19 protein-coding genes, 1 tRNA gene and 1 riboswitch are annotated in these 24,133 nt (G+C 68.9%); of the genes, 10 read left to right on the plus strand and 10 right to left on the minus strand.

Features of this window, described 5'->3' with window-relative positions; translation table 11 throughout:
• Positions 1–8 precede the first annotated feature (8 nt).
• Positions 9–1,730 carry an asparagine synthase-related protein gene (locus ABU113_RS01025; protein ID WP_454557605.1) on the plus strand — a complete coding sequence of 574 codons (1,722 nt, stop codon included), beginning with the start codon at positions 9–11 and terminating at the stop codon, positions 1,728–1,730.
• 21 nt (positions 1,731–1,751) lie between these two features.
• Here ABU113_RS01025 and mobA read toward each other — a convergent pair whose 3' ends face one another.
• The 5 genes from mobA to ABU113_RS01050 form a co-directional block, all read right to left on the minus strand.
• Positions 1,752–2,357: a molybdenum cofactor guanylyltransferase gene (gene mobA, locus ABU113_RS01030; RefSeq protein ID WP_454557606.1), complete on the minus strand. Its 606-nt coding sequence runs from the start codon at positions 2,355–2,357 to the stop codon at positions 1,752–1,754.
• 15 nt (positions 2,358–2,372) lie between these two features.
• A complete protein-coding gene (locus ABU113_RS01035; protein ID WP_454557723.1) occupies positions 2,373–3,530 on the minus strand; it encodes an isovaleryl-CoA dehydrogenase in 1,158 nt (385 codons plus the stop codon).
• Positions 3,531–3,649: 119 nt separating this feature from the next.
• A complete protein-coding gene (locus ABU113_RS01040) occupies positions 3,650–5,638 on the minus strand; it encodes an acetyl/propionyl/methylcrotonyl-CoA carboxylase subunit alpha (protein ID WP_454557607.1) in 1,989 nt (662 codons plus the stop codon).
• Positions 5,638–6,423: an enoyl-CoA hydratase-related protein gene (locus tag ABU113_RS01045; RefSeq protein WP_454557608.1), complete on the minus strand. Its 786-nt coding sequence runs from the start codon at positions 6,421–6,423 to the stop codon at positions 5,638–5,640. Before ABU113_RS01045 ends, ABU113_RS01040 begins: the two co-directional genes overlap by 1 nt.
• A 10-nt stretch (positions 6,424–6,433) precedes the next feature.
• A complete protein-coding gene (locus tag ABU113_RS01050) occupies positions 6,434–8,038 on the minus strand; it encodes a carboxyl transferase domain-containing protein (protein ID WP_454557609.1) in 1,605 nt (534 codons plus the stop codon).
• An 87-nt stretch (positions 8,039–8,125) separates the two neighbouring features.
• On the opposite strand from ABU113_RS01050, the gene ABU113_RS01055 reads away from it, so the two are divergent.
• Positions 8,126–9,013, plus strand: coding sequence for a LysR family transcriptional regulator (locus ABU113_RS01055; RefSeq protein ID WP_454557610.1), 888 nt, complete (start codon positions 8,126–8,128; stop codon positions 9,011–9,013).
• Here the strand turns inward: ABU113_RS01055 and ABU113_RS01060 are convergent.
• The 3 genes from ABU113_RS01060 to ABU113_RS01070 all read right to left on the minus strand — a co-directional run bounded on the left by ABU113_RS01060 (position 9,001) and on the right by ABU113_RS01070 (position 12,422).
• A complete protein-coding gene (locus tag ABU113_RS01060) occupies positions 9,001–9,717 on the minus strand; it encodes a hypothetical protein (protein WP_454557611.1) in 717 nt (238 codons plus the stop codon). The two genes, ABU113_RS01055 and ABU113_RS01060, sit on opposite strands and share 13 nt — an antisense overlap.
• A gap of 190 nt (positions 9,718–9,907) precedes the next feature.
• Positions 9,908–9,984, minus strand: a tRNA-Arg gene (locus ABU113_RS01065).
• A 104-nt stretch (positions 9,985–10,088) separates the two neighbouring features.
• Positions 10,089–12,422 (minus strand): transketolase, encoded by a 2,334-nt coding sequence (locus ABU113_RS01070; RefSeq protein WP_454557612.1) that lies wholly within the window; start codon positions 12,420–12,422, stop codon positions 10,089–10,091.
• Positions 12,423–12,559: 137 nt separating this feature from the next.
• Between ABU113_RS01070 and ABU113_RS01075 the strand changes: the two genes are divergently transcribed.
• The 8 genes from ABU113_RS01075 (at position 12,560) to msrA (ending at position 19,707) form a co-directional block, all read left to right on the plus strand.
• Positions 12,560–13,033 (plus strand): Lrp/AsnC family transcriptional regulator, encoded by a 474-nt coding sequence (locus ABU113_RS01075; protein WP_454557613.1) that lies wholly within the window; start codon positions 12,560–12,562, stop codon positions 13,031–13,033.
• Positions 13,034–13,232: 199 nt separating this feature from the next.
• Positions 13,233–13,580, plus strand: a complete 348-nt coding sequence (locus ABU113_RS01080) for an energy transducer TonB family protein (protein ID WP_454557614.1) — start codon at positions 13,233–13,235, stop codon at positions 13,578–13,580.
• 123 nt (positions 13,581–13,703) lie between these two features.
• Positions 13,704–14,300, plus strand: a complete 597-nt coding sequence (locus tag ABU113_RS01085; protein WP_454557615.1) for a hypothetical protein — start codon at positions 13,704–13,706, stop codon at positions 14,298–14,300.
• 74 nt (positions 14,301–14,374) lie between these two features.
• Positions 14,375–14,467: riboswitch (glycine riboswitch) on the plus strand.
• A gap of 159 nt (positions 14,468–14,626) precedes the next feature.
• Positions 14,627–15,760, plus strand: a complete 1,134-nt coding sequence (gene gcvT, locus ABU113_RS01090) for a glycine cleavage system aminomethyltransferase GcvT (RefSeq protein WP_454557616.1) — start codon at positions 14,627–14,629, stop codon at positions 15,758–15,760.
• 3 nt (positions 15,761–15,763) lie between these two features.
• Entirely contained in the window at positions 15,764–16,138 is a 375-nt protein-coding gene (gene gcvH, locus ABU113_RS01095; RefSeq protein ID WP_454557617.1) for a glycine cleavage system protein GcvH, read from the plus strand.
• 65 nt (positions 16,139–16,203) lie between these two features.
• Positions 16,204–17,574 (plus strand): aminomethyl-transferring glycine dehydrogenase subunit GcvPA, encoded by a 1,371-nt coding sequence (gcvPA, locus tag ABU113_RS01100; protein WP_454557618.1) that lies wholly within the window; start codon positions 16,204–16,206, stop codon positions 17,572–17,574.
• Positions 17,568–19,139: an aminomethyl-transferring glycine dehydrogenase subunit GcvPB gene (gene gcvPB, locus ABU113_RS01105; RefSeq protein WP_454557619.1), complete on the plus strand. Its 1,572-nt coding sequence runs from the start codon at positions 17,568–17,570 to the stop codon at positions 19,137–19,139. The genes gcvPA and gcvPB overlap by 7 nt, the downstream gene beginning before the upstream one ends.
• Before the next feature lie 22 nt (positions 19,140–19,161).
• Complete coding sequence (gene msrA / locus ABU113_RS01110) at positions 19,162–19,707, plus strand: peptide-methionine (S)-S-oxide reductase MsrA (protein WP_454557620.1); 546 nt, start codon at positions 19,162–19,164, stop codon at positions 19,705–19,707.
• 818 nt (positions 19,708–20,525) lie between these two features.
• Here msrA and ABU113_RS01115 read toward each other — a convergent pair.
• Positions 20,526–21,659: a pyridoxal phosphate-dependent aminotransferase gene (locus tag ABU113_RS01115; protein WP_454557724.1), complete on the minus strand. Its 1,134-nt coding sequence runs from the start codon at positions 21,657–21,659 to the stop codon at positions 20,526–20,528.
• Between the two features lie 82 nt (positions 21,660–21,741).
• Positions 21,742–24,117: a hypothetical protein gene (locus tag ABU113_RS01120; protein ID WP_454557621.1), complete on the minus strand. Its 2,376-nt coding sequence runs from the start codon at positions 24,115–24,117 to the stop codon at positions 21,742–21,744.
• Positions 24,118–24,133: the final 16 nt, after the last annotated feature.

A 24,133-nucleotide genomic window follows, 5' to 3' on the forward strand; every position in this document is an offset into this window, starting at 1 on the left:
TCAGATAAATGACGGTATTCGCAGGCATCTTCGATCGTTCGGGAGCGGCAATCGCACCTCGGCATGTCCAGGCGCTGGGCGCGGCGCTGTCACGCCACCCTGGCGACCGGCCGCAGCTTGTCGAGGCGCCGGGGCTGGCGCTGGCCAAGCTCGACATCGGCCTGTTCGACGGCCCGGCGCTGGCCGACGATGCGCGCGGCACCGCCGTCGCGGTGGGCGAACCCTTGCTGTCGCCGGTGGTAGGCACGCCGCGCCAGCAGGATCTGGTAGCCCTGTGGCAGGGCTGGCTGGCGGGCGATCTCTCGGCGTTCAGCCAGACCCGCGGCACGTTTGCCGCCGCTTTCCATGACCGGCCCGGCAAACGGCTGTGCCTGATCACCGACCGGGTTGGCGTGCGCTCGCTCTACTGGGCGGCGGTTGGTGACCTGGTGGTGTTCGCCACGGCGCTGCGCATCATCGAGGCACTCGACGTGGTTCCCAAGGCGGTCGATCACGCGGCGTTGCACGAACAGGTGTCGATGGGGTTCGCGCTGGGGGATCGCACGCCTTATGCCTGTGTGCGCATGGTGCGTGGCGGCGAGGCGGTGGTGGCGGATGCCGTCGGCGTCCGCGTCGAGCCCTATTTCGAATGGGACAGGCTGGCCGACGATCAGGCGGTAACGCCGGAGGCTGTCGACACGCTGTACCAGACTTTCCAGCAAGCCATTGCGCTGCGGCTCAAGCAGGACACGGCGGCACGGGCGATGATGAGCGGCGGGCTGGATTCGCGCACCATCGTCACCGATCTGGCGCGGCGCGGCCTCAAGCTCAGGACGCTCACCTTCACCTATGATCGTTCGCTGGATGCTCGCATTGCCGGTCTCTACGCGGCGGCCGTCGGCGCGGACCATCACGCCGAGCCGGTGCCGCGACCGATTCCCTACGACATCGGCCATCACGTGAAGGAGTATCTCGACCGCGAGATCACGTTCCGCGACCTGCCGGGCGCGCGCCCCGGCGTGGTGTGGGCGGGTGATGGCGGCAGCGTGTGCCTGGGTTATGTCAACTCGACCCCGGAGATTCTCGCGGCGCTGCGGGCAGGCAACGCGGCGGAGGCGGCGCGGATTCACCTGAAGCGCAAGTTCGTCGTGCTGCGCGGCGCGCTGCTGTCGGCGACGGAGCGCACACGCTTCACCGATCATTTCCAGCAGGCGTTGACGGCCGAGCTGCAACGCTATCGCGGCCGCGATGCCGGGCGGGCGTTGCACTGGTTCCTGCTGACGACGCAGGAACGCCATCAGGTCGCCGAGCATTACGAGAATATCGATGTGCGGCGGTTTGAATATCTGCTGCCGCTGTTCGATGCCGAGCTGGTGGCGGCGTTTCAGCGCTTTCCGCTTGATGACTGCGTGGGCCACAAGCTCTATGACCAGTGGATGGACCGCTTCCCGCCGGTCATCCGCTCGGTGGCGTGGCAGGCCTATGCCGGGCACGTCCAGCCGACCCAGCCGTTGCCCGAGGGTGACATGCAGTGGAAGCCGCTGGATGCCGCCTATCACCGCCAGTTGCGCGAAAACGCCCTCAATGCCTATGCCGTCGCGCGGCGGGTGGCGCCTCACCGGCCGCCGTTCGTGCGCGCCGGGGCGGAGATCGCCGCTTACTGGATGACGAGGTTGGGGCAGGACAAGCTGGCATACCTGCTGTCGGCGGCGGCGAGCTATCGGCGCTGGTGGGCCGGGCACGGCGCCTGAGGCGTGTCCGGGGGAGGCGCCTCAGCGCGGTGGTTCAAGGCCGGAGAGATCGGCCGGTGTGTTGACGTTGGCGATTGCGCCGTCGGCGAACTCGACCGTCACCCCGCCGATGCTGTCGGCCCAGCGCCGCACGCTGCGATCACGGGGCGTGCGGGCATCGGCGATGAAAGCGTCCAGTCGTGGCGCCAGCGCGGATGACCACAGTGACAGTGTCGGATGGCCGCGCGTGGCGGTACGGGCCAGTGCCGCCGGCGCGTCGCCGAGGCCGGCAGACAGCCGGGTCACGAGATCGGCGGGGAAGGTGGCGGCGTCACACGGCACCATGACGACCCAGGGCAGACCGCGTGCCAGGGCGGCGTGCAGCGCGGCGTTGAGGCCGCCCAGCGGGCCGAGGTCCGGCGCCGGGCGGTCGGCGACGACCTCCAGCCCCGGGCGCGCCGCGCCGCCCGTGACCACCAGCGCCTTGACCTGGGGTGCCAGCAGTCGCGCCACATGGTCGATCAGTGTCGTCTCGCCATAGGGCGCCGCCGCCTTGTCGCTGCCGAAACGGCGCGACTGCCCGCCGGCAAGGATCGCACCCAGCACGCCGCCGGTCCCTGCCGGAGTGGCGATCGCGTCTGCCGTCACCCGCGCGTCCGCCGCTCAGGCCGTCTCGGCGAACAGCTCGCGGCCGATGAGGAACCGACGGATTTCCGAGGTGCCGGCGCCGATCTCGTAGAGCTTGGCGTCGCGCAGCAGGCGGCCCGTCGGATACTCGTTGATGTAGCCGTTGCCGCCCAGGCACTGGATGGCGTCCAGCGCCACCTGGGTGGCTTTTTCCGCGGCATAGAGAATGCAGCCGGCGGCGTCCTTGCGGGTGGTCTCGCCGCGGTCGCAGGCCTGGGCCACGGCGTAGGTGTAGGCCCGGCAGGCGTTGAAGGTGGTGTACATGTCGGCGAGCTTGCCCTGCATCAGCTGGAAGGTGCCGATCGGCTGGCCGAACTGCTCGCGCTCGTGGACATAGGGCAGCACCACGTCCAGCGCCGCCGCCATGATGCCCAGCGGCCCGCCGGCCAGCACCACGCGCTCATAGTCGAGGCCGGACATCAGCACATTGACGCCCTTGCCTTCCTCGCCGAGGACATTTTCGTAGGGCACCTCGCAGTCTTCGAACACCAGTTCGCAGGTGTCGGAGCCGCGCATGCCGAGCTTGTCGAGCTTCTGGGCGGTGGAGAAGCCCTTGAAGCCGCGCTCGATCAGGAAAGCGGTCATGCCGCGCGGGCCGGCGGCGGGGTCGGTCTTGGCATAGACCACCAGCGTATCGGCGTGCGGACCGTTGGTGATCCACATCTTGTTGCCGTTGAGCACATAGCGGTCGTTGCGCTTTTCCGCCCGCAGCTTCATCGACACCACGTCGGAACCGGCGCCGGGCTCGGACATGGCGAGCGAGCCCACATGGTCGCCGGAAATCAGCTTGGGGAGGTATTTCGCTTTCTGGGCCGGCGTGCCCCAGCGCTTGATCTGGTTGATGCAGAGATTGGAATGGGCGCCGTAGGACAGGCCGATGGAGGCGGAGGCGCGGCTGATTTCCTCCACCGCGATGCAGTGGGCGAGGTAGCCCAGACCCGAGCCGCCGTCGGCCTCGCTCACCGTGATGCCATGCAGGCCCAGTGCGCCAAGCTTCGGCCACAGGTCACGCGGGAAGGTGTTGGTGGCATCGATTTCGGCCGCGCGCGGCGCGATTTCGGCCGCCGCGAACGCCGCGACGCTTTCGCGCAGCATATCGATGGTTTCGCCGTGGTCGAAGCGCAGAGAGTTCATCATGATCCGTGTTCCTATCTACCCCGTTCGTCCCGAGCTCGGTCGAGGGACGACTTCAGACGTCGCTGTGGCTGCTCATCCCTCGACGGGCTCGGGACAAACGGCCTGAATGCCGGGCGTCAGCCGGCCTCCATCTCGATCTCGACCAGCACGCCGCCATCCGCCACCTGGTCCCCATCGCCGACATGCACGGCGCGGATGGTGCCGGCGGCCGGCGCGGTCAGCCGATGCTCCATTTTCATCGCTTCCAGCACCAGCAGGCGATCGCCCACCTGGACGCTCTGGCCCGGCTTGACGAACACCGACAACACCTTGCCCGGCATCGGCGCCTTGATGCGGCCATCGCGCGGCACGGCTTCGCCCTTGTCGAGGCTGGCCTCGCGCAGGTTGAGCCGGAAGGTCTGGCCCGCGGTGCGCAATTCCATCGCCGGGCCATCGAGCAGGACGGTCGCCCGCGCCAGCGAGCCGCCGAAATCCGCCTCGAACTGATGTGCCGACCGCCAGGCGGGCGAGGCCACCAGTTCCTCGTCGATGCCGGTGACCGTGACCGCGCCGTCCTCGCCGCGCGTCAGCGTCAGCGAGCGTTTGGCGCCGCCCTCGAAGTAGAAGTCGACGCTCTGCTGGTGCGGCAGGTTGAGCCGCCAGCTGCCCAGCGCCTCCCATGGCGAGGTGCCGGTGGGTGCCTGACGCGGCGTCGTGGCGGCGAGTGCCGCCAGCGCCAGCAACCGGTCCGGCAGATCGTTGACCGGCTTGAGGTCGGCGAGGTGGCGCTCGATGAAGCCGGTGTCGATGTCGCCGAGCCGGAACGCCTGGTGGCCGATCAGCCGGGCGAGGAACGCACGGTTGGTCTTGGGGCCTTCGGCGATGGTTTCGTCCAGCGCGGCGATCAGCCGGTCGATGGCGACCTGACGGGTCGACCCGTGGGCGATCAACTTGGCGATCATCGGGTCATAGTGGATGGAAATCTCACTGCCCTGCTCGACGCCGGAATCGACTCGCACGCCGGTGCGCTGCGGCAGCTCCAGCTTGTCCAGTCGGCCGGTCGAGGGCAGGAAGCCGCCTTCGGCATCCTCGGCGTACAGGCGCACCTCGACGGCATGGCCGTTGATGCCGATGTCGGCCTGCGCCGCCGGCAGCGCCTCGCCGCGGGCGACGCGAATTTGCCATTCCACCAGATCATAGCCGGTGATGAACTCGGTCACCGGATGCTCGACCTGCAGGCGGGTGTTCATTTCCATGAAATAGAACGGCGCCCGGTCGATGCCTTCGGAGACGTCGACGATGAATTCGACGGTGCCGGCGCCGACATAGCCGATCGCCTGCGCCGCTTTCACCGCTGCCTCGCCCATGGCCTGGCGCAGTGCCTCCGGCAGGCCAGGCGCCGGTGCTTCCTCGACCACCTTCTGGTGACGCCGCTGCAGCGAGCAGTCGCGCTCGAACAGGTGGACGACGTTGCCGTGAGCATCGGCGAACACCTGCACTTCGACGTGGCGCGGCTTGGTGAGGTATTTCTCCAGCAGCACGGAGTCGTTGCCGAAGGCGCGACCGGCCTCGCGCTTGGCGGCGATCAGCGCGTCGGCGAATTCCGATCCGTCGTCGATGCGGCGCATGCCCTTGCCGCCGCCGCCGGCCACCGCCTTGATGAGAATGGGATAGCCGATCGCCCGGGCCGAGCGTTCCAGCCGGTCGAGGCTCTGGTCTTCGCCCTGATAGCCCGGCACCACCGGCACGCCGGCCTGTTTCATGATTTTCTTGGCGCCGTCCTTCAGCCCCATGGCGCGGATCGCCGACGGCGGCGGGCCGATGAAGATCAGGCCGTTGTCGTGGCAGGCCTGGGCGAACTGGGCGTTTTCCGACAGAAAACCGTAGCCGGGGTGGATGGCGTCGGCGCCGGTCTTGGCGGCGGCCTGGATGATGGTGTCGATCTTGAGATAGCTCTCGGCCGCCGGTGCCGGGCCGATGCCCACCGCCAGCGTCGCCTCGCGCACATGCGGCGCGCCGGCGTCGGCGTCGGAATAGACGGCCACCGTCTCGATGCCCATGCGGCGTGCGGTGCGGATGATGCGGCGGGCGATTTCGCCGCGGTTGGCAATCAGGATTCGACGCATCAGTGCACCCAGCTCGGTTTGCGCTTGTCGAGGAAGGCCGACAGGCCTTCCTTGCCTTCTGGCGAGGCGCGGCGGGCAGCGATGCGCCGCGCGGTTTCGGCCCGGACCTCGCCCGTCACCGGCAGCTGGCCGAAATCGCGCACCAGCGCCTTGGCCTCGGCGACGGCGCCCGGCGCGTTGGCGAGCAGGGTGGTGATTTTCGCGTCGACCGCTGCCGGCAACGCGGCATCGTCCGCCACCACCTCGTGCAGCAGGCCCATGTCGCGGGCGGCCTCGGCGGTGAACATTTCGGCGGTGAGGAAATAGCGCCGGGCGTTGCGGCTGCCGATGGCGCGCATGACGAACGGCGAGATGGTCGCCGGTGTCAGGCCGAGTTTCACCTCGCTCAGCATGAATTTCGCCCGGGCGGTGCCGATGGCGATGTCGGCACAGGCGACCAGCCCGACGCCGCCGCCGTAGGCGGCGCCGTTGACGGCGGCGATCACCGGCTTCGGGCAGGCGTCGATGGCGTTCAGCATGTCGGAAAGCGCCTGGGCGTCTTTCAGATTATGCGCCTCGTCGAAATGGGCCGCCCGGCGCATCCAGTCGAGGTCGGCGCCGGCGCAGAAGGAGGCGCCGTTGCCCTGCAACACGGCAACCCGCACCCGGCTTGAGGACGCGATGTCGGTGAAGGCGTCGGTGAGGGCGCCGATCAGTTCCTCGTTGAAGGCGTTGTGCAGCTCGGGGCGGTCCAGCGTCACATGGGCGACGCCACGCTCGTCGATCTGATAGAGAAGGGCGCTCATCTGATCCTCCTCACATCCGGAACAGGCCGAATTTCGTCTCGGGCACCGGCGCGTTGAGCGCCGCCGCCAGGCTCAGGCCCACCACGTCGCGGGTGGCGGCCGGGTCGATGATGCCATCGTCCCACAGTCGGGCGCTGGCATAATAGGGGTGGCCCTGGTGTTCGTACTGTTCGCGGATCGGCGCCTTGAACGCCTCTTCCTCCGCCGCCGGCCACTGGCCGCCCTTGGCCTCGATGTTGTCGCGCCGCACCGTCGCCAGCACGCTCGCCGCCTGTTCGCCGCCCATCACCGAGATGCGGGCGTTGGGCCACATGTACAGGAAGCGCGGCGCATAGGCGCGGCCGCACATGCCGTAGTTGCCGGCGCCGAACGAGCCGCCGATGATGACGGTGATCTTCGGCACCGCGGCGGTGGCCACCGCCGTCACCAGCTTGGCGCCGTCCTTGGCGATGCCGGCGTTCTCGTATTTCTGGCCGACCATGAAGCCGGTGATGTTCTGCAGGAACAGCAGCGGGATCTTGCGCTGGCAGCACAGCTCGATGAAGTGGGCGCCTTTCAGCGCCGATTCCGCGAACAGGATGCCGTTGTTGGCGATAATGCCCACCGGCATGCCCCAGAGGTGGGCAAAGCCCGTCACCAGCGTCTGGCCATAGAGCGGCTTGAACTCGTCGAGCCGGGAATCGTCGACGAGCCGGGCGATGACATCGCGCACGTCGAAGGGGGTGCGGGCATCCTGCGGGATGACCTCGTACAGGCTCTCCGGCGCGAACTTCGGTGGCAGCGGCGCGCGCAGCGCCACGTCGGGCAGGCGCGGGTCGGGCAGGGTGTTGACGATCTTGCGGGCGATGTCGAGCGCCTGGGCATCGTCGCGGGCCAGATGATCGACAACGCCGGAGGTGCGGGCATGGACGTCGCCGCCGCCGAGATCCTCCGCCGACACCACCTCGCCCGTCGCCGCCTTCACCAGCGGCGGGCCGCCGAGGAAGATGGTGCCCTGGTTCTGTACGATGACGGTCTCGTCGGACATCGCCGGCACATAGGCGCCGCCGGCGGTGCAGGAACCCATGACGACGGCGATCTGCGGGATGCCGGCCGCCGACATGTTGGCCTGGTTGAAGAAGATGCGGCCGAAATGCTCCTTGTCGGGGAACACCTCGTCCTGGTTGGGCAGGTTGGCGCCGCCGGAGTCCACCAGATAGAGGCAGGGCAGGCGGTTCTCGCGGGCGATTTCCTGGGCGCGCAGGTGCTTCTTCACCGTCAGGGGATAGTAGGTGCCGCCCTTCACCGTCGCGTCGTTGCAGACGATCATGCACAGCCGGCCGTGGACGCGGCCGATGCCGGTGATGATGCCGGCCGCCGGCACGTCGTCGTCATAAACCTGGTACGCGGCGAGCTGTGAGAGTTCGAGGAACGGCGTGCCGGGGTCGAGCAGCCGCTCGACGCGCTGGCGCGGCAGCAGCTTGCCACGGCCGACATGCTTGGCGCGGGCCTCCGGCGAGCCGCCCAGGGCGATCTCGGCGGTGCGGGCCTTGAGCTCGGCCACCAGATCCTTCAGCCAGGCGCCGGGACGGGCCGGCGCGGCGCCAGAAATCGGAATGACGTTGGACGTGGCCATGGCTCTCTCCCTCAGGGCACCCGTCTTACCGCCGGGCGTGGCATAGGTAAAATTGATATTATCCGGCGTTTGAGATAGATGACATCTATGATTGAGCTCTATCTGGTGCGCTATTTCCTGGCCGTCGTGGAGGCCGGCGGTTTCACCAAGGCCGCCGCGACGTTGCATATCACCCAGCCGACCCTGTCGGCCGGCATCGCCAAGCTGGAAGCGGTGCTCGGCGTGGCGTTGTTCGAGCGCGCCGGGCGGCGGGTGTTCCTCACCGATGCCGGCAGCCGCTTCCTGGTGCGTGCCCACGAGATCCTGCACCTGTGCAACCTGGCGGCCCGCGAGGCGGCCGAGACCGAGCGGGCGCCGGTGGTGCGGCTGGGGCTGCTGCTGACCATCCCCGGCGCGCTGGCGGCCGATCTGGTGGCCCGGCTGGTGGCGGCGGGCGCCCCGCCGCTGGAGCTGGTCGAGGGCACCGAGCAGGAGATCGCCAACCGGCTGAAGGACGGCAGTCTGGACTATGCGCTGACGCTGGATCGCGGCGAGAACCCCGGCGGGGTGCTGCTGCTGGGGCCGGAGGAAGGCTATGCGCTGGCACTGCCGCGCGCCCACCCGCTGGCGGGCCGGCCGATGCTCACCGCCACCGACCTGATGACCGAGGCGATGATCGTGCGCCAGCGCTGCGAGGTGCTGTCGGAGACCAGCCGCTATTTCACCGACCGCAATGTACGGCCGCGCTTCTCCTTCCGCACAGTCAACGACGAGCGGGCGCTGGCGATGGTCGGTGCCGGGCTCGGCGTCACGGTGATGCCGGAAAGCTACCGCCACCCGGCGGTGGCGCGGCTGCCGCTGGCCGGCTTCAACTACCGCCGGCGCATCGCGCTGCTGCGTGCCGATGGCAGCACCGGTGGCGACGGTGGCGCGGAAGCGTTGCTGGTGGGCGCGTGCGAGGCAACGCTTGCCGAGCCGGCGCGTCAGGCGCCGTAATCGGCCATCATCAGGCGGACGACGACGCAGGCGAGACTGGCCAGTTCGACCAGCACGATGCCGGCGAACAACCGCTCGACGGTGAGGCCGCCGGGTGCGCCAGTCACCGGCCGGCGCTTCATCCACAGCCGCCAGCCGACGATGGCGATGGGGGCGGCGAGCAAGGCCCAGTTGACCACCAGGCTGGCGATGAACAGCACCACCGCCCAGCGGGTCGGCTGGGCGGGGTCCACTACCCACGCGGCAAGCGCGGGTTCGGCGTTCTCGGTGGCGGCGGGCGGCAGCGAGGTCACCCACATCAGCGGCGCGAAGCGCGCCCAGGCCAGTAGCAGCGCCAGACTCCACCAGCCGCCGTGCAGGCTGAGCAGCATCAGCAGGATCAGCATCGCGATCATCGCCAGGGTGACGACGATGCTGCCGACCGGCGGCGCGCCGGGGGCGCCGTCGTCGCCGGGGGCGCGGCAGATGGTGGCCAGCCCCGCCAGCGGCCGGGCGCCGCTGAGCCCGACCCAGGCGACCAGGCCGGCGAGCGCGGCGAACCAGACATCGATACTCATGGCGATTCGCACCGTCACCGCGATCAGCACGCCGAGCGCCAGCCCGACCGCTGGCAGCCAGACGCCGATGCCCTGCGTTGCCCCGCCCTCGGGTAGCGGCCGGCCGGCCGCCAGCCGCAGCGCGAGGAAGAACCGACCGATCAACATGGCGCGAATGGGAGATGCTCCGAATGAAACGTGTCCGCGACGTGGTTGCCGGGGGAGGGCGATCACGCTGTCGGTCCCAGACTTCATCGAAGCGGTGCGAGCGGTCAAGCAGTCCCGTACGGCGATGACGGGGGGTGGGCGATCACGCCCCCGCGCTGTGGCGGGAATGCCGCAGGCGCGGCGCCACCAGTGGCGACCCCGGCGTGACTCGAACACGCAACATCCTGCTTAGAAGGCAGGTGCTCTATCCTGTTGAGCTACGGGGCCGCGCTAGCCGCTGGTTACACGCATCGCCAGCGGAAATCCATCGCCGGCTTGCGAGTCACCCGGCACGCCGTCCGGGCGGGGGGACTGGCGTGCGGGCTGATCCGTCAGGCGGTCAGGAACAGCTCGGCCGTGGCGTCGATGATGGCATCGGCGTCGAGCCGGTAGGTGCGGTAGAGGTCCGGCAGGTCGCCGGTCTGGCCGAAGCGATCGACCCCCAGCGGGCTCACCCGCATGCCCTTGACGCCCCCGATCCAGGACAGCGCCGCCGGGCTGCCATCGATGACGGTGACCAGGCCGGCATCCGGCGCCAGCGGCGCCAGCAGCTTCTCGATGTGCGACGGCGCCACCGGCTTGCCGGTCCAGCGGGCCGCGCGCCGGGCGCTCCAGCCGCGATGCAGCAGGTCCGGCGAGGTGACGGCGAGGATGCCCAGCCCCTTGACGTCGTCGGCCAGCGCCTCCCAGGCGCGCAGCACTTCCGGCACGATGACGCCGCAATAGACCAGCGCCGCCTTGGCGCCGGGCGCCGGCGGCTTCAGCCAGTAGCCGCCGTTCAACGCATCAGCCTGCCAGCTGTCGTCGATGCGCCGGGGCTGGTCGATGACGCGGGTCGACAGCCGCAGATAGACCGCGCCGCCATCCTCGGCCTGCATGTGCTCGAAAGCCCAGCCCATGGCCAGCGCCAGCTCGTCGGCGAAGGCCGGCTCGAAGCTGGTCAGCCCCGGCTGGCTCATGCCGATCAGCGGCGTGTTGATGGACTGGTGGGCGCCGCCCTCCGGGCCCAGTGTGAGGCCCGAGGGCGTCGCCACCAGCAGGAATCGGGCGTTCTGGTAGCAGCCATAGTTCAACGCATCGAGGCCACGGGCGATGAACGGATCATAGACCGTGCCCACCGGCATCAGGCGGGTGCCGAACAGCGGCGCCGCCAGCCCCATGGCGGCCAGCATCAGGAACAGGTTGTGCTCGGCGATGCCCAGCTCGACGTGCTGGCCGGCGCCGTCGCCGCGCCATTTCTGCACCGAGGGGATGCGGGCGGCCTGGAACACGTCGGCGAGTTCCTGACGGCGGAACAGACCGCGCTGGTTGACCCAGGCGCCGAGGTTGGTGGAGACGGTGACGTCGGGCGAGGTGGTGACGATGCGGTCCGCCAGCGGCTCGCCGGACTTGGCGAGATCGAGCAGGATGCGCCCGAACGCGGCCTGGGTCGACTGCTCCGCGCCCTCGGGCACCGGCAGCCGGGCGGGCAGGGGGACGGGGGCGGCCACCGGCGGCGGTGGCGGGACGGCCAGTGCTGAACCGGCGATGAAGGCGCGTGCGCGGGCGGCGGCGTTGTCGCCCATGCCGGCCCAGGGTTCCCATTCCTCGCCGGGGCGGATGCCCATCGACTCGCGCAGACCCTCGATCTGCGATGGCGTCATCAGGCCTGCGTGATTGTCCTTGTGGCCGGCGAACGGCAGGCCGTAGCCTTTGACGGTGTAGGCGATGAACAGCGTCGGCTTGTCGTCGTCGGCGGCCTTGAACGCCTCCAGCAGCGTCTCCAGGCAGTGGCCGCCGAGGTTGGTCATCAGGCGCGCCAGCTCGGTGTCGTCGAAGCTGGCGATCAGCTTGGCGGTCGGGCCCTTGGTGCCGAGGTCGGCCAGCAGGCGCGCCCGCCACGCCGCACCGCCCTGATAGGTGAGCGCGGCATATTCGGCGTTGGGGCAGGCGTCGATCCAGTCGGCGATCGCCTGGCCGCCGGGACGCTTGAACACCTCGCGCTGCATCCGGCCGTGTTTCAGCGTCAGCACCCGCCAGCCGCAGGTGCGGAAGATGTCGTCGAAGCGGCCGAACATGCGGTCGGCGGTGGTGGCGTCGAGCGACTGGCGGTTATAGTCGACAATCCACCAGCAGTTGCGGATGTCGTGCTTGTAGGCCTCGATCAGGCACTCGTAGATGTTGCCTTCGTCCAGCTCGGCGTCGCCCATCAGCGCGATCATCCGGCCGGCCTCCGACTCGGGCAGCTGGCCGTGGGCGATGAGATAGTCCTGCACCAGGCTGGCGAAGGCGGTGATGGCGACGCCGAGGCCGACCGAGCCGGTGGAGAAATCGACCGGGATCGCGTCCTTGGTGCGGCTGGGGTAGCTCTGGGCCCCGCCCAGGCCGCGGAACCGCTGCAGCTGGTCGAGGCTCTGGTGACCCAGCAGATAGTGGATGGCGTGCAGCACCGGGCCGGCGTGCGGCTTCACCGCCACCCGGTCGTTGGGGCGCAGGGCATGGAAATAGAGCGCCGTCATGATGGCGGTCATCGAGGCGCAGGAGGCCTGGTGGCCGCCGACCTTCAGGCCGTCGCGGCTGTCGCGCAGGTGATTGGCGTTGTGGATGGTCCAGGCGGACAGCCAGCGCAGGCGCGCGTCGAGCGCTTCCAGGATGGCAATGTCCGACTCGATCAGGTCAACGCTCATACAGATCTCCCGCTTCGGCAACGCAGCACGCGGCCTGACAATAAGCTGGAAGGGGTGGGAAAATCCTGCCAAAGATGGCTCAGTATTGCCTGTATTGTGGCATGATCTGCCAATAAATTTACGTATGTGGGTGTATTGTGGCTGAAATCCTGCGAGACCCTATCAATCGCCGCATTGTCGAGGCCTTGCAGGCCGATGGCCGGCTGACCAACCAGGAGCTGGCCGACCGGGTGGGGCTGTCGCCCAGCCCGTGCCTGCGGCGGGTCAAGGCACTGGAAGCGGCGGGCGTCATCTCCGGCTATGTGGCGCTGGTCGATCCGGCGACGGCGGGTTTGTCGGTGACGGCATTCGTGCGGGTTCGACTCGACCAGCAGGATGATCATCATCTCCAGCGCTTCGAAGCCGAGGTGCAGCGCTTCCCGGAAGTGATGGAATGCTATCTGATGACCGGCGAGAGCGACTACCAGCTGCGCCTTCTGGTGGGGTCGCTGGCGGAGTTCGAGGATTTCCTGCGGCAGAAGCTGACGCGAATCGCCGGCATTTCCCAGGTGACCACCAGCTTTGCCCTGCGGCCGATCGTCTATCGCACGGCGTTGCCCCTCGACCGCTAGAACCGATTTATCGTTTGACGCGAATTATCGCTGTTTTTGTTCAATAGCGATCCGACAACAAACCGTTTCGTCAACCGATCGTTTACCCCTGATTGCTACATAGGCCGTGTCATGCGCTTCGGCGTGAGGTGTGGAACAGAGCAAAAGCTCACGAATTCAACTGAAGAATCAGGAAGGTCTGAAAATGGTCCGGAATTGTGTGAACAAATTGGTGGGTGCAGCCGTGGTGTTCGCTGCCGTGGCCGGTGTCGCGGCGCCGTCGTTCGCTCAGGGCGCTGACTGGCAGAAGAAGGTTGCCCAGTTGATCGCCGACAACCAGAGCTATCCCCGTTCGGCCCAGGTCCGCAAGGAAGAGGGTACCGCGAAGGTGAAGGTGACGCTCGACGCCAGCGGCAAGGTGACCGCTGTTGAAGTCGTGCAGCCGACCTCGTCGGATATTCTCAACCGCGAGGCCGAGAAGATCATGACCAAGATCGGCAACTTCCCGGCGCCGCCGAGCGGCAACGGCATGAGCCTGGTGGTGCCGATCACCTGGAAGCTCAGCTAGGATTTTTCGTCCAACGGACGGCCAGACAGGCCGGCCGGCGCCCAGGCGCCGGCCGGCCTTCTTGTGTTTGCCGCCACAGCCGCCTAGAGCTTGTCGGCGTTGCCGTGAAAGAGGAGATCGTCGGTGAAGGTTGTGCGTCTGGCCCTGATGGCGGCCCTGCCGGTTGTATTGCTGGCCGGGTGTCAGAAGAATCCGCTCAAGATCACGCGCACCTTGTGCCCGGCCCATGCGGTGGCCAAGAGCGCCGGGACCATGACCCTGTTCTCGCCGCCCGAGAGCCGGAACGCCGACGCCATGGTCGCCAGCGCGGCCATCACCGGCCTCACCAACAACTGCACCGAAGGCGCGGACCCGGTAGCCAGCAACCTGCGCATCACCATCGGCGCCCAGCGCCCGGCGGCCGGGTCTGAGCAGACGGTGACGCTGCCCTATTTCGTCGCCGTGGTGAAGGGCGGCAACCAGCTGATCTCCAAGCAGGTCTATCAGGCGACGGTGCGCTTCCCGGCCGGTCAGCTGCGGGCCGAAACGGTTGAGACAGTGCGCGCCAACATCGACCGCGCGGCGGCGCTCGCCGCGCTGCCGCCCAAGCCGGACAAGAAGCGCCGCGACGAAAATCCCGAGGACGTGTTCATGGACGCCGCCCCCAAGGCCGCCTCGTTCGAGGTGCTGGTGGGTTTCCAGCTCGCCGACAGCGACGTGCTCTACAACATCACCCGCTGAGGCCAGGCGCGTCGCGCTTCCTGATTGACAGATCGGCGACGACTCTTAGTAGTGGGGGCGCTGCGGAGCAATCCGACGCACGCGCGGGAGAGGCCGGTCCGACAAGGGCCGGCGCCGAAGGAGCAACCGCCCCGGAATCTCTCAGGCCAAAGGACCGCGTACGCGTAGCAGCACTCTGGAAAGCATCCGCCCGGGCCCCGGCCTGTGCGGATCACCGAAGGGGTAAGCGGCCCGGTTCGCCGGTGCCGTGAAAGCTCTCAGGTTCCGTGACAGAGGGGGCAGGGTCGTCCATCCGGGCGATCACGACCTGTCATGGAGATTCCCGCGTGGGCGATACCCCGGCCGACCTGTTGAAAACCCCGCTGTACGACCTCCACGTCGCGCTCGGCGCCCGCATGGTGCCGTTCGCCGGCTATGCGATGCCGGTGCAGTATCCCGCCGGCATCATGGCCGAGCACCTGTGGACCCGTGAGTCCGCCGGGCTGTTCGACGTCTCGCACATGGGCCAGGTGGTGCTGACCGGCGCGCATGTCGATCAGGCGCTGGAAGCGGTGGTGCCGGCCGACGTGCAGGGCCTCAAGCTCGACCGGCTGCGCTATTCGCTGCTGCTCAATGCCAGCGGCGGCGTGCTGGACGATCTGATGATCACCCGTCGTGCCGACGACCTGTTGCTGGTGGTCAATGGCGCCTGCAAGGCGGCCGACATCGCCCACCTCAAGGCGCAGCTGGAGCCGCGCGGCGTGACCGTCGACTATCGCGACGACTGGGCGCTGCTCGCGCTGCAGGGACCCAAGGCGGTCGACGCACTGGCGCGACTGGCGCCAGGGGTCGCCGCACTCACCTTCATGACCGCCGGGCGTTTCGATCTCGGCGGCGCCAGCGCCTGGATCTCCCGCTCAGGCTACACCGGCGAGGACGGTTTCGAGATCTCCGTGCCCGCCGACGCGGCCGAGGCCTTGGCCCGGGCGCTGCTCGACCAGCCGGACGTGAAACCGATCGGCCTGGGCGCCCGCGATTCGCTGCGACTGGAGGCCGGCCTGCCGCTTTATGGCCATGATCTCGCGCCGGACATCACGCCCATCGAGGCCGATCTGGCGTTCGCCATCTCCAAGCGCCGCAAGGCGGAAGGCGGCTTCATCGGTAGCGAGGTGGTGCTCGACCAGCTGTTCAACGGCGCCGAGCGCAAGCGGGTCGGGCTGAAGCTCGACGGCCGTCAGCCGGCGCGCGAGGGCGCGGCGGTGCTCACCAATGATGGCGTCACCATCGGCACCGTCACCAGCGGCGGCTTCGCGCCCTCGGTGGGCGGGCCGATCGCCATGGCCTTCGTCGACAGCAATTTCGCCGCCGACGGCACCGCGCTGACCATCGACGTGCGCGGCAAGCCGCTGCCGGCGACGGTGGTGCCGATGCCGTTCGTGCCGCACCGCTATGTTCGTTCCACCTCCCAAGCTCAGGGGTAAATCATGACCGTCTATTTCACCAAGGATCACGAGTGGGTGCGCGTCGAGGGCGCCAACGGCACCGTCGGCATCACCGACTATGCCCAGAGCCAGCTGGGCGATGTGGTGTTCGTCGAACTGCCGGCGGTGGGCAAGTCTGTCGCCCAGGGCGACGAGGCGGCGGTCGTCGAGTCGGTGAAGGCCGCCTCGGAAGTCTATGCCCCGGTGTCCGGCACCGTGACGGCGGTCAATGACGCGCTGGAAGCCGAACCGGCGCTGGTCAACAGCGCGGCCGAGACCGACGGCTGGTTCCTGACCCTGGCGCTTGCCAATCCGGCCGAACTGGAAGGCCTGATGGATGCGGCGGCCTATCAGGCCTACGTCGCCACCTTGGGCTGAGGCTTGCACGGGATCAATGACGCCGGCGCGTCGGGCGCGCCGGACGTGAGTGAAAGACACGGATAATGCGCTATCTGCCGCACATGGATGTCGACCGCCGCGAGATGCTGGGCGCCATCGGCGTCGACAGCATCGACGCGCTGTACCGCGACGTGCCGGCCACGGCCCTGCGGACGTCGCCGGTCGAGGGGCTGCCCCATCACATGACCGAGCTGGAAGTGGAGCGGCTGCTGGGCGCCATGGCGGCGAAGAACCGGGCCGCCGGCGCGACGCCGTTTTTCATCGGCTGCGGCGCTTACAAGCATCATGTGCCGGCCAGTGTCGACCACATCATCCAGCGCGGCGAGTTCCTGACCTCCTACACGCCGTATCAGCCGGAAATCGCCCAGGGTACGCTGCAGTATCTGTTCGAGTTCCAGAGCCAGGTGGCGCGGCTGACCGGCATGGAAGTCGCCAACGCCTCGATGTACGACGGCTCGACGGCGATGACCGAGGCCATTTTCATGGCCCAGCGTGTCACCAGGCGCACCCGCGCCATCATTTCCGCCGGCGTGCATCCCCATTATGTCGACGTCGCCAGGGCGCTGACCCAGTTCTCCGACGAGACGCTGCTGATCGGGACGCCCGAACTCACCGACGGTCGCCCCGGCGATGATCTCGACTGGATTCTGTCGGAGCTCGACGAGCGCACCTCCTGCGTCGTGGTGCAGAACCCCAACCTGTTCGGTCATGTCGCCGATCTGTCGGACCTCGCCGCCGCCTGCCACGCCAAGGGGGCGCTGCTGGTGGTGGTGGTGACGGAAGTGGTGTCGCTGGGCGCCATCCGCGCGCCGGGCGACATGGGCGCGGACATCGTGGTCGGCGAGGGGCAGTCAATCGGCGTCGGGCTCAATTTCGGCGGGCCCTATCTCGGCCTGTTCGCCTGCCGCGAAAAGCATGTCCGCCAGGCGCCGGGGCGTCTGTGCGGCGAGACGGTGGACGCCAGCGGCCGGCGCGGCTTCGTGCTGACGCTCTCGACCCGTGAGCAGCATATCCGCCGCGAGAAGGCGACCTCGAATATCTGTACCAATTCAGGGCTTTGTGCGCTGGCGTTCAGCATTCACCTGAGCCTGCTGGGCGAGGCCGGGCTGCGTCAGCTTGCCAGCTACAATCACGCCCGCGCCGTGCAGGTCGCCGAGCGGCTGGCGGCGGTGAAGGGCGTGCGGCTGGTCAACGGCGCCTTCTTCAACGAGTTCACGCTGCTGCTCGACCGACCCTCGCGCGCGGTGGTGCGCGACCTTGGCAACAAGGGCGTGCTGGCCGGCGTCGCGCTGGATCGGCTGTACCCCGGCGTCGCCGGGCTGGAAAACGGCGTGACGCTGGCGGTGACCGAAACCGCCACCGATGCCGACATCGACGCGCTGGTGCGCGGGTTTGAGGAGCTGCTGTCATGCTGAACCGTCAGGGCCGTCCCACTGCCGCGGGTGACGCGGCGGACACCGCCACACCAGAAACCTTCACCGGCCACAAGGGCCTCGACCTTAACGAGCCGCTGATTTTCGAGATCGGCCGCACCGACCGCTCGGGCGTCGATGTGCCGGTGCCGCCCAGGGTCACCTCCCGCCTGGGCGGGCTTGAGCGGCTGGCGCCGATCGAGCTGCCGGGGCTCAGCGAGCCGGAGGCGGTGCGCCACTACACCCGGCTGTCGCGCAAGAACTACGCCATCGACATGGGGCTGTTCCCGCTCGGCTCCTGCACCATGAAGCACAACCCGCGGCTAAACGAGAAAATGGCCCGCCTGCCGGGCTTCGCCGACATCCACCCGTTGCAGCCGCAGGATACGGTGCAGGGCGCGCTGGAGCTGATCGACCTCGTCGCCCACTGGCTGATGACGCTCACCGGCATGCCGGCGGTCGCCATGAGCCCCAAGGCGGGCGCGCATGGCGAGCTGTGCGGCCTGATGGCGATCCGCGCGGCGCATGAGGCGCGGGGCGACGCGCGCAAGGTGGTGCTGTGCCCGGAATCCGCCCACGGCACCAACCCGGCGACGGCGGCCTTCTGCGGCTACAAGGTGGAGGATATTCCCGCCACCGCCGATGGCCGGGTCGATCTGGCGGCGCTGAAAAGCCGGCTGGGGCCGGACGTGGCGGCGATCATGCTGACCAACCCCAACACCTGCGGCCTGTTCGAGCGCGACATCATCGAGATCGCCGAGGCCACCCACGCGGCGGGCGCGTATTTCTACTGCGACGGCGCCAACTTCAACGCCATCGTCGGCAAGGTGCGCCCGGGTGACCTCGGCATCGATGCCATGCACATCAATCTGCACAAGACCTTCTCGACGCCGCACGGCGGCGGCGGTCCGGGCGCGGGGCCGGTGGTATTCTCCGAGGCACTGGCGCCGTTCGCGCCGCTGCCCTACGTGCACAAGGCGCATGGCCGCTTCGAGCTGGTGGAGCATCGCGGCGAGGGCGACGAGCATTTCGCCAGCCAGACCTTCGGCCGCATGGTCGCCTTCCATGGCCAGATGGGCATGTTCGTGCGCGCGGCCAGCTACATGCTGAGCCACGGCGCCGACGGGCTGATGCAGGCGGCGGAGGACGCGGTGCTCAACGCCAACTACATCCTCGCCCGCCTGAAGGACGTGATGAGCCCGGCCTTTGCCGGACCGTGCATGCACGAGGCGCTGTTCGATGACGGTTTCCTCAAGGACACCGGCGTCACCACCCTCGATTTCGCCAAGGCGATGATCGACGAGGGCTATCACCCGATGACCATGTACTTCCCGCTGGTGGTGCATGGCGCGATGCTGATCGAGCCGACCGAGACCGAGAGCAAGGCCGCGCTCGACGAGTTCATCATGGCGATGCGGGCGCTGGCGGCGGCGGCCCGGCGTGGCGAGAAGGAGCGCTTCACCGGGGCGCCCCACTTCGCGCCGGTACAGCGACTCGACGAGACCCGCGCGGCGCGTCAGCCGGTGCTGACCTACAAGGCGCCGACGCAGATGCAGGCGGCGCAGTGACGGCAGTCAGGAGGGACACGCGATGACGACAGGGACCGGGATGCTGGAAACCGCGACGCTCGCGGGGGGCTGTTTCTGGTGCATCGAGGCGGTGTTCGACGCGCTGCAAGGCGTGGAGTCGGTGGAATCGGGCTACACCGGCGGCCACGTCGACAACCCGAGCTATGAACAGGTGTGCGGCAAGCTGACCGGTCACGCCGAGGCGGTGCGCATCCGCTTCGATCCGGCGGTGATCACCTACGACGAGCTGCTGGAGGTGTTCTTCCACATCCACGACCCGACGACGCCGGACCGCCAGGGCAACGACGTCGGCCCGCAATACCGTTCGGCGATTTTCTATCACTCGCCCGAGCAGCAGGCGGCGGCCGTGGCCGCGATCGCGGCGGCCCAGGCCAGCTGGCCGCATCCCATCGTCACCGAAGTGGTGCCGGCGGCGCCGTTCTGGGTGGCGGAGGGCTATCATCAGGACTATTTCGCCCACAACCCCAACCAGCCCTATTGCGCGGCGGTGGTGGGGCCGAAGGTGGCGAAGTTCCGCGCCAAATGCGCCAGCCGACTGAAAAAGTAGCCACCGGGCACGTCGCTACCGGTCGGTCCGTTGGCAAAGCCGCGGCGGTCCCAGTCCGTTCGTCTTGAGCCAGCGGCGGTTTCAGTCCGTTCGTGCTGAGCCTGTCGAAGGGCGGGCGGCGGCGCCACCGGCGGCACCGGCGGTGCTCGCGTGGATGGCCGGGTGACGCCCGGCCATGACGGCGGGGTGGGGGCGAGTCACGCCACAGCGCGGGGCGGGAGGCGGATCGCGCCTCCCGGACCCTTGTCGCCACCTCTCATCGTCATCCCCGGGCTTGACCCGGGGATCCACGGGCGGCGGCACGGGCGGCGCGACCGCGCCCCGTGACGGGCTCGGCCCCTCGACGGACTCGGGATGAACGGCGGGGTGAGGGGATGGCCGGCGGCCCTGTCCGGTACTGGCGGTGTTCGCGGAGGATGGCCGGGTCGGCCGACGTACCGCATGGCCCGTGGCGCCACGCAGGGGCATGCTGGACGTGAATTGCCGGCCGCCGGCTACCTGGATAGCGGAATAGGAAAATAACGCCGTACGGGCGTTTAAAAGCGATTTCGGACCTCGATGCTTTTGCGTAGTCTTAAAAATCTATGTGCGGCGACCGTAACGCGCCGGCGGTTTCAGCCCGCCCGCCCCTGTCTGGCGGTTTCTTTCCGTTCGTCCTGAGCCCGTCGAAGGGCGGACGGTGGTGCCACCGGCGGTACCGGCGGTGTTCGCGTGGATGGCCGGGTCACGCCCGGCCATGACGGCGGGGTGGGGGCGAGTCACGCCACAGCGCGGGGCGGGAGGCGGGTCCGGCGACCGCTCCCGGCGTTCCCGCCGGCTCAGGCCTTCAGCCAGCGTTCCAGCCGGCCGAGCGCGTCGTCGACCTCCGGCGTCGACACCGCGAAGCTGAAGCGCACGAAGCGGTTGCCCTCCAGCGGATCGAAGTCGATGCCCGGCGCCACCGCGACGCCGGTTTCCCGCACCAGTTTTTCGCAAAAGGCCAGCGTGTCGTTGGTCAGGTGGCCGATGTCGGCGTAGATGTAGAAGGCGCCATCGGGCGGGGCGATGCGGCTGATGCCCATGCGCGGCAGACGCTCCAGCATCAAGGCCCGGTTGCGGCGATAATTCTCGATATGGCCTTCCAGTTCCGCCGTCTGGTCCATGGCGACGAGGGCGGCGTGCTGGGCCAGACTGGGCGGGGTCAGGAACAGATTGCCGTTGAAGGTGGCGAAGGTCTCCGCCTGCGCCTCGGGCACCACCAGCCAGCCCAGCCGCCAGCCGGCCATCGAGAAGTATTTCGAGAAGCTGTTGACGACGATGACGTCGTTGGTGATCTCCAGCGCCGAATGGGCCGGCGCGCCGTAGGTCAGGCCATGGTAGATCTCGTCGGAGATCAGCAGGATATTGCGGCGGGCACAGACATCGACCAGCTCGGCCAGCTCGTCGCGGGTCAGCATGGTGCCGGTCGGGTTGGCCGGGCTCGCCACCAGCAGGCCGGCCGGGGCGGGGTCGAGGGCGGCCACCTGGGCGGCGGTCAGCTTGTAGCCGGTGGCCGGGCCGCAATCGAGTTCCAGCACGTTGAGGTGCAGCGCGTTCAAGGTATTGCGATAGGCCGGGTAGCCGGGCCGCGCGATGGCGATGGTGTCGCCGGGCTTGAACATCGCGGTGAACGTCAGCACCAGCGCGCCCGACGCGCCACTGATCAGCGGAATGCGGCCGGTGGCGATGTCGACGCCGTAGCGGGTCGCGTAATGGCGGCTGATGCGCGCCTTGAGGTCCGGGCTCTCCCAGTAGCCCAGGCCATCGGCATCGAGCACCTGATGCGCCCGCGCGATCGCCGCCTTCGGCGCGCCGGTGGAGGGCTGGCCGAATTCCATGTGCACCACCGATTCCCCGCGCGCCTGCATGGCGTAGGCGGTCTGGCCGATGCCGATGGCGTAGAACGGGGCGATGCGGGTGGCGGGCGGGATCATCGGTTTTTTCTCGAACAAGGGCTGGCGGGCAACAGCGGCGGAAGCCGCCGCGTGCGGCGGTTCCGGCCATGAAGGCATGAGGTCAGGCGATGCGGCTGATCGACTGGGCGAGGATGACGTAAAGCTTGCCGATGTCGGACGACAGCAGCGCGACGCTGAGCGGCTGGCCGTCGCGCTCGGCCATGGCGCGCGCGATCAGCCGCTCGAAATCGCGGACATAGCGGCGGACCTGGTCGCGGAACTCCGGCTCGCTCTCGAACAGCTTGTTGATCTGGGCGCGGGCGCCGCGATCCACCAGCTTCACCGCCCGGCGCACGAAGATGCCGCGATCGCCCTTGAGATAGGCGTCCCAGTCGGTGTCCGGCACTTCGGTGCCGATCATCTTGGCGATGTCGATGGCGCCGGAGTTCAGGCTCTCGATCAGCAGCGAGGCGGCGCGCGACAAGTCCTGCTGGGCCAGCGTGTCGAGATACTCGTCGGTCTGGGCCACCCGTTTCTCGATGGCCGTCGCCAGCGCGTCGATGCGCTTGACCTCGTCGCCCAGCCGCCCGACGGCGGCCTTGGTGGCGTTGACGCCGCGCTGGCTGACCGCCTCGACCTCGGCCACCGACAGTTTCAGCGGCGTCACCAGCTGACCGTGCAGGGTATCGATGTCGAGCTTGGCCAGCGCGGCTTCGGCCGCCGTGACGATCTCGTCGGCACTGCCGCGCAGGGCGTCACTGGTCTGGGTCGCCAGCATCCTGATCCGCGACAGCGTTTCCAGCAGATGCGCCGACCCTTGCAGCGCCGTCTGTTCGGTGGCGGCGCGGGCATCGGCGAGCGCGGTGGTCAGCGCGGTCACCATGGTTTCGAGGTTGGCGCGGGCGGCCTCGATGTCCGCTTGCTGGCGCTCCAGCGTGCCATGAGTGGCGGTGGCGGCGTCACTGAGCCGGGCGACGGCCCCGCCCAGCGTGTTGGCCGTCGCCGCCGAGGCTGCCGCCTGCGCCGCCGCCGCCGACATGGCGTCGCGCGCCGCCAGCGCCCGCTCGCGCGCGGTGTCGGCCGACTGGGCCAGCCGCTCGCTGTCGTGGTTGACGCCATCCAGCATCGTCGCCAGCTGCTGGGTGGCGGTGGCGCCACGGGCGAGCTGGTCGGGCAGGGCGCCGGCGTTGTCCAGCACCGTGCCCAGCCGCTGCTGGATGTCGCCCAGCGTCCGTGTCTGCTCGATCAGCCCGGCGGCGATCTGCTGCTGGGTGCGCAGCCAGGTGTCGCGCACGGCGTCGGTATCCCGCAGGGCGGCCTGGCGCTGCTCCTGGAAGCGGGCGGCAATGGCGTCGATGTCCAGCCCGACGGCGCCGGCCTGGTCGCGGAACGCCGACAGCAGCTCTTCGCTGGTGGTGAGGAAGCGGGTGCGCAGCGCGTCCAGCGCGCTCGCCATTGCCTCGTTCTGGGTCATGATGGTCTGGTGCGTCGCACTGGCGCCATCGGCGACCCGGTCCAGCAGCGCGTTCAGCGAGCCGACGGCGGCCTCGGCGCGTTCACTGACGCTTTCCGCCAGCGTATGGGCGCGCTGCTCGATGGCGCGCGCCTGGTCGGCGAGCGCGGTGCCGGCTTCGGCCAGACGGCGTTCGCTGTCCTGCGCCGCCTGATCGACGGCGGCCAGGCCGGCGTTGAGGTCGCGCTGGCGGATCACCAGCTGGTTGAGCGCCTTGGACACCAGTTCGGTCTGTTCCCGGCCGAGCGCGCCGGCGTCCTCCAGCCGCTGGGCAAGGCCGTCCAGGCGTCCGGTGACGGGATCAAGGGTCGCGGGCAGTTCGGCCACCCGGTCGGCGGCCTGGCTGGCGGCCACCTCGATCCGCTGGCTGGCGTCGGCGAGCGAGGTCGCGGCGGCGTCGACATGGGCGCGCACGGCGTCGATCCGCTGATCGGCCGCGTCCGCCGAGCTGTGCAGGGTGCCGGCGGCCTGGACCAGCGCGCTGACCTGACCGTCGAGGCGCTGGTTGAGACTGCCGGTGCGGTCCTCGGCGCTGGCCAGCGTCGCTTCCACCACCGCCAGTTCGTCCTTCAGCCGGTCGGCGGCGAGCCGCAGCCGCATTTCGGCGGCGATCACCTCGTCCAGCGCCATGCGCGGCGCGCCGGCAGCCTTGCGCAGGGTGACGGCGAAAGCGATCAGCCAGATCACGGTGAGCGGCGCGGTGGCGCCGGCGGCATAGGCGGCGTAGTCGTCGAGCCCGAGCTGGCCGGGGGGCTGGAACCGCAGCAGCAGGTGGATGGTCGCGGCAACCGCGGCCAGCCACACCAGGGACAGCAGGGCGGCCATGAGGATCGGCGCCCGCTCCAGTCGTCGCGCGCGCCGCGATGCCCGGGAGCGGAGCTGGATCGCCTCGTCACTGGTGGCCAAGACGTTCTCCGTCGCCGCGGGCGGCGATGCCAGGTCGTCGATCTCGACGGGCTGATGCTGGACTGCGGCTCTGTTCACCTTGCCTCCACACTTC

The organism is Parapedomonas caeni (assembly GCF_041060555.1).
Lineage (GTDB): Bacteria > Pseudomonadota > Alphaproteobacteria > Sphingomonadales > Sphingomonadaceae > CAUJIW01.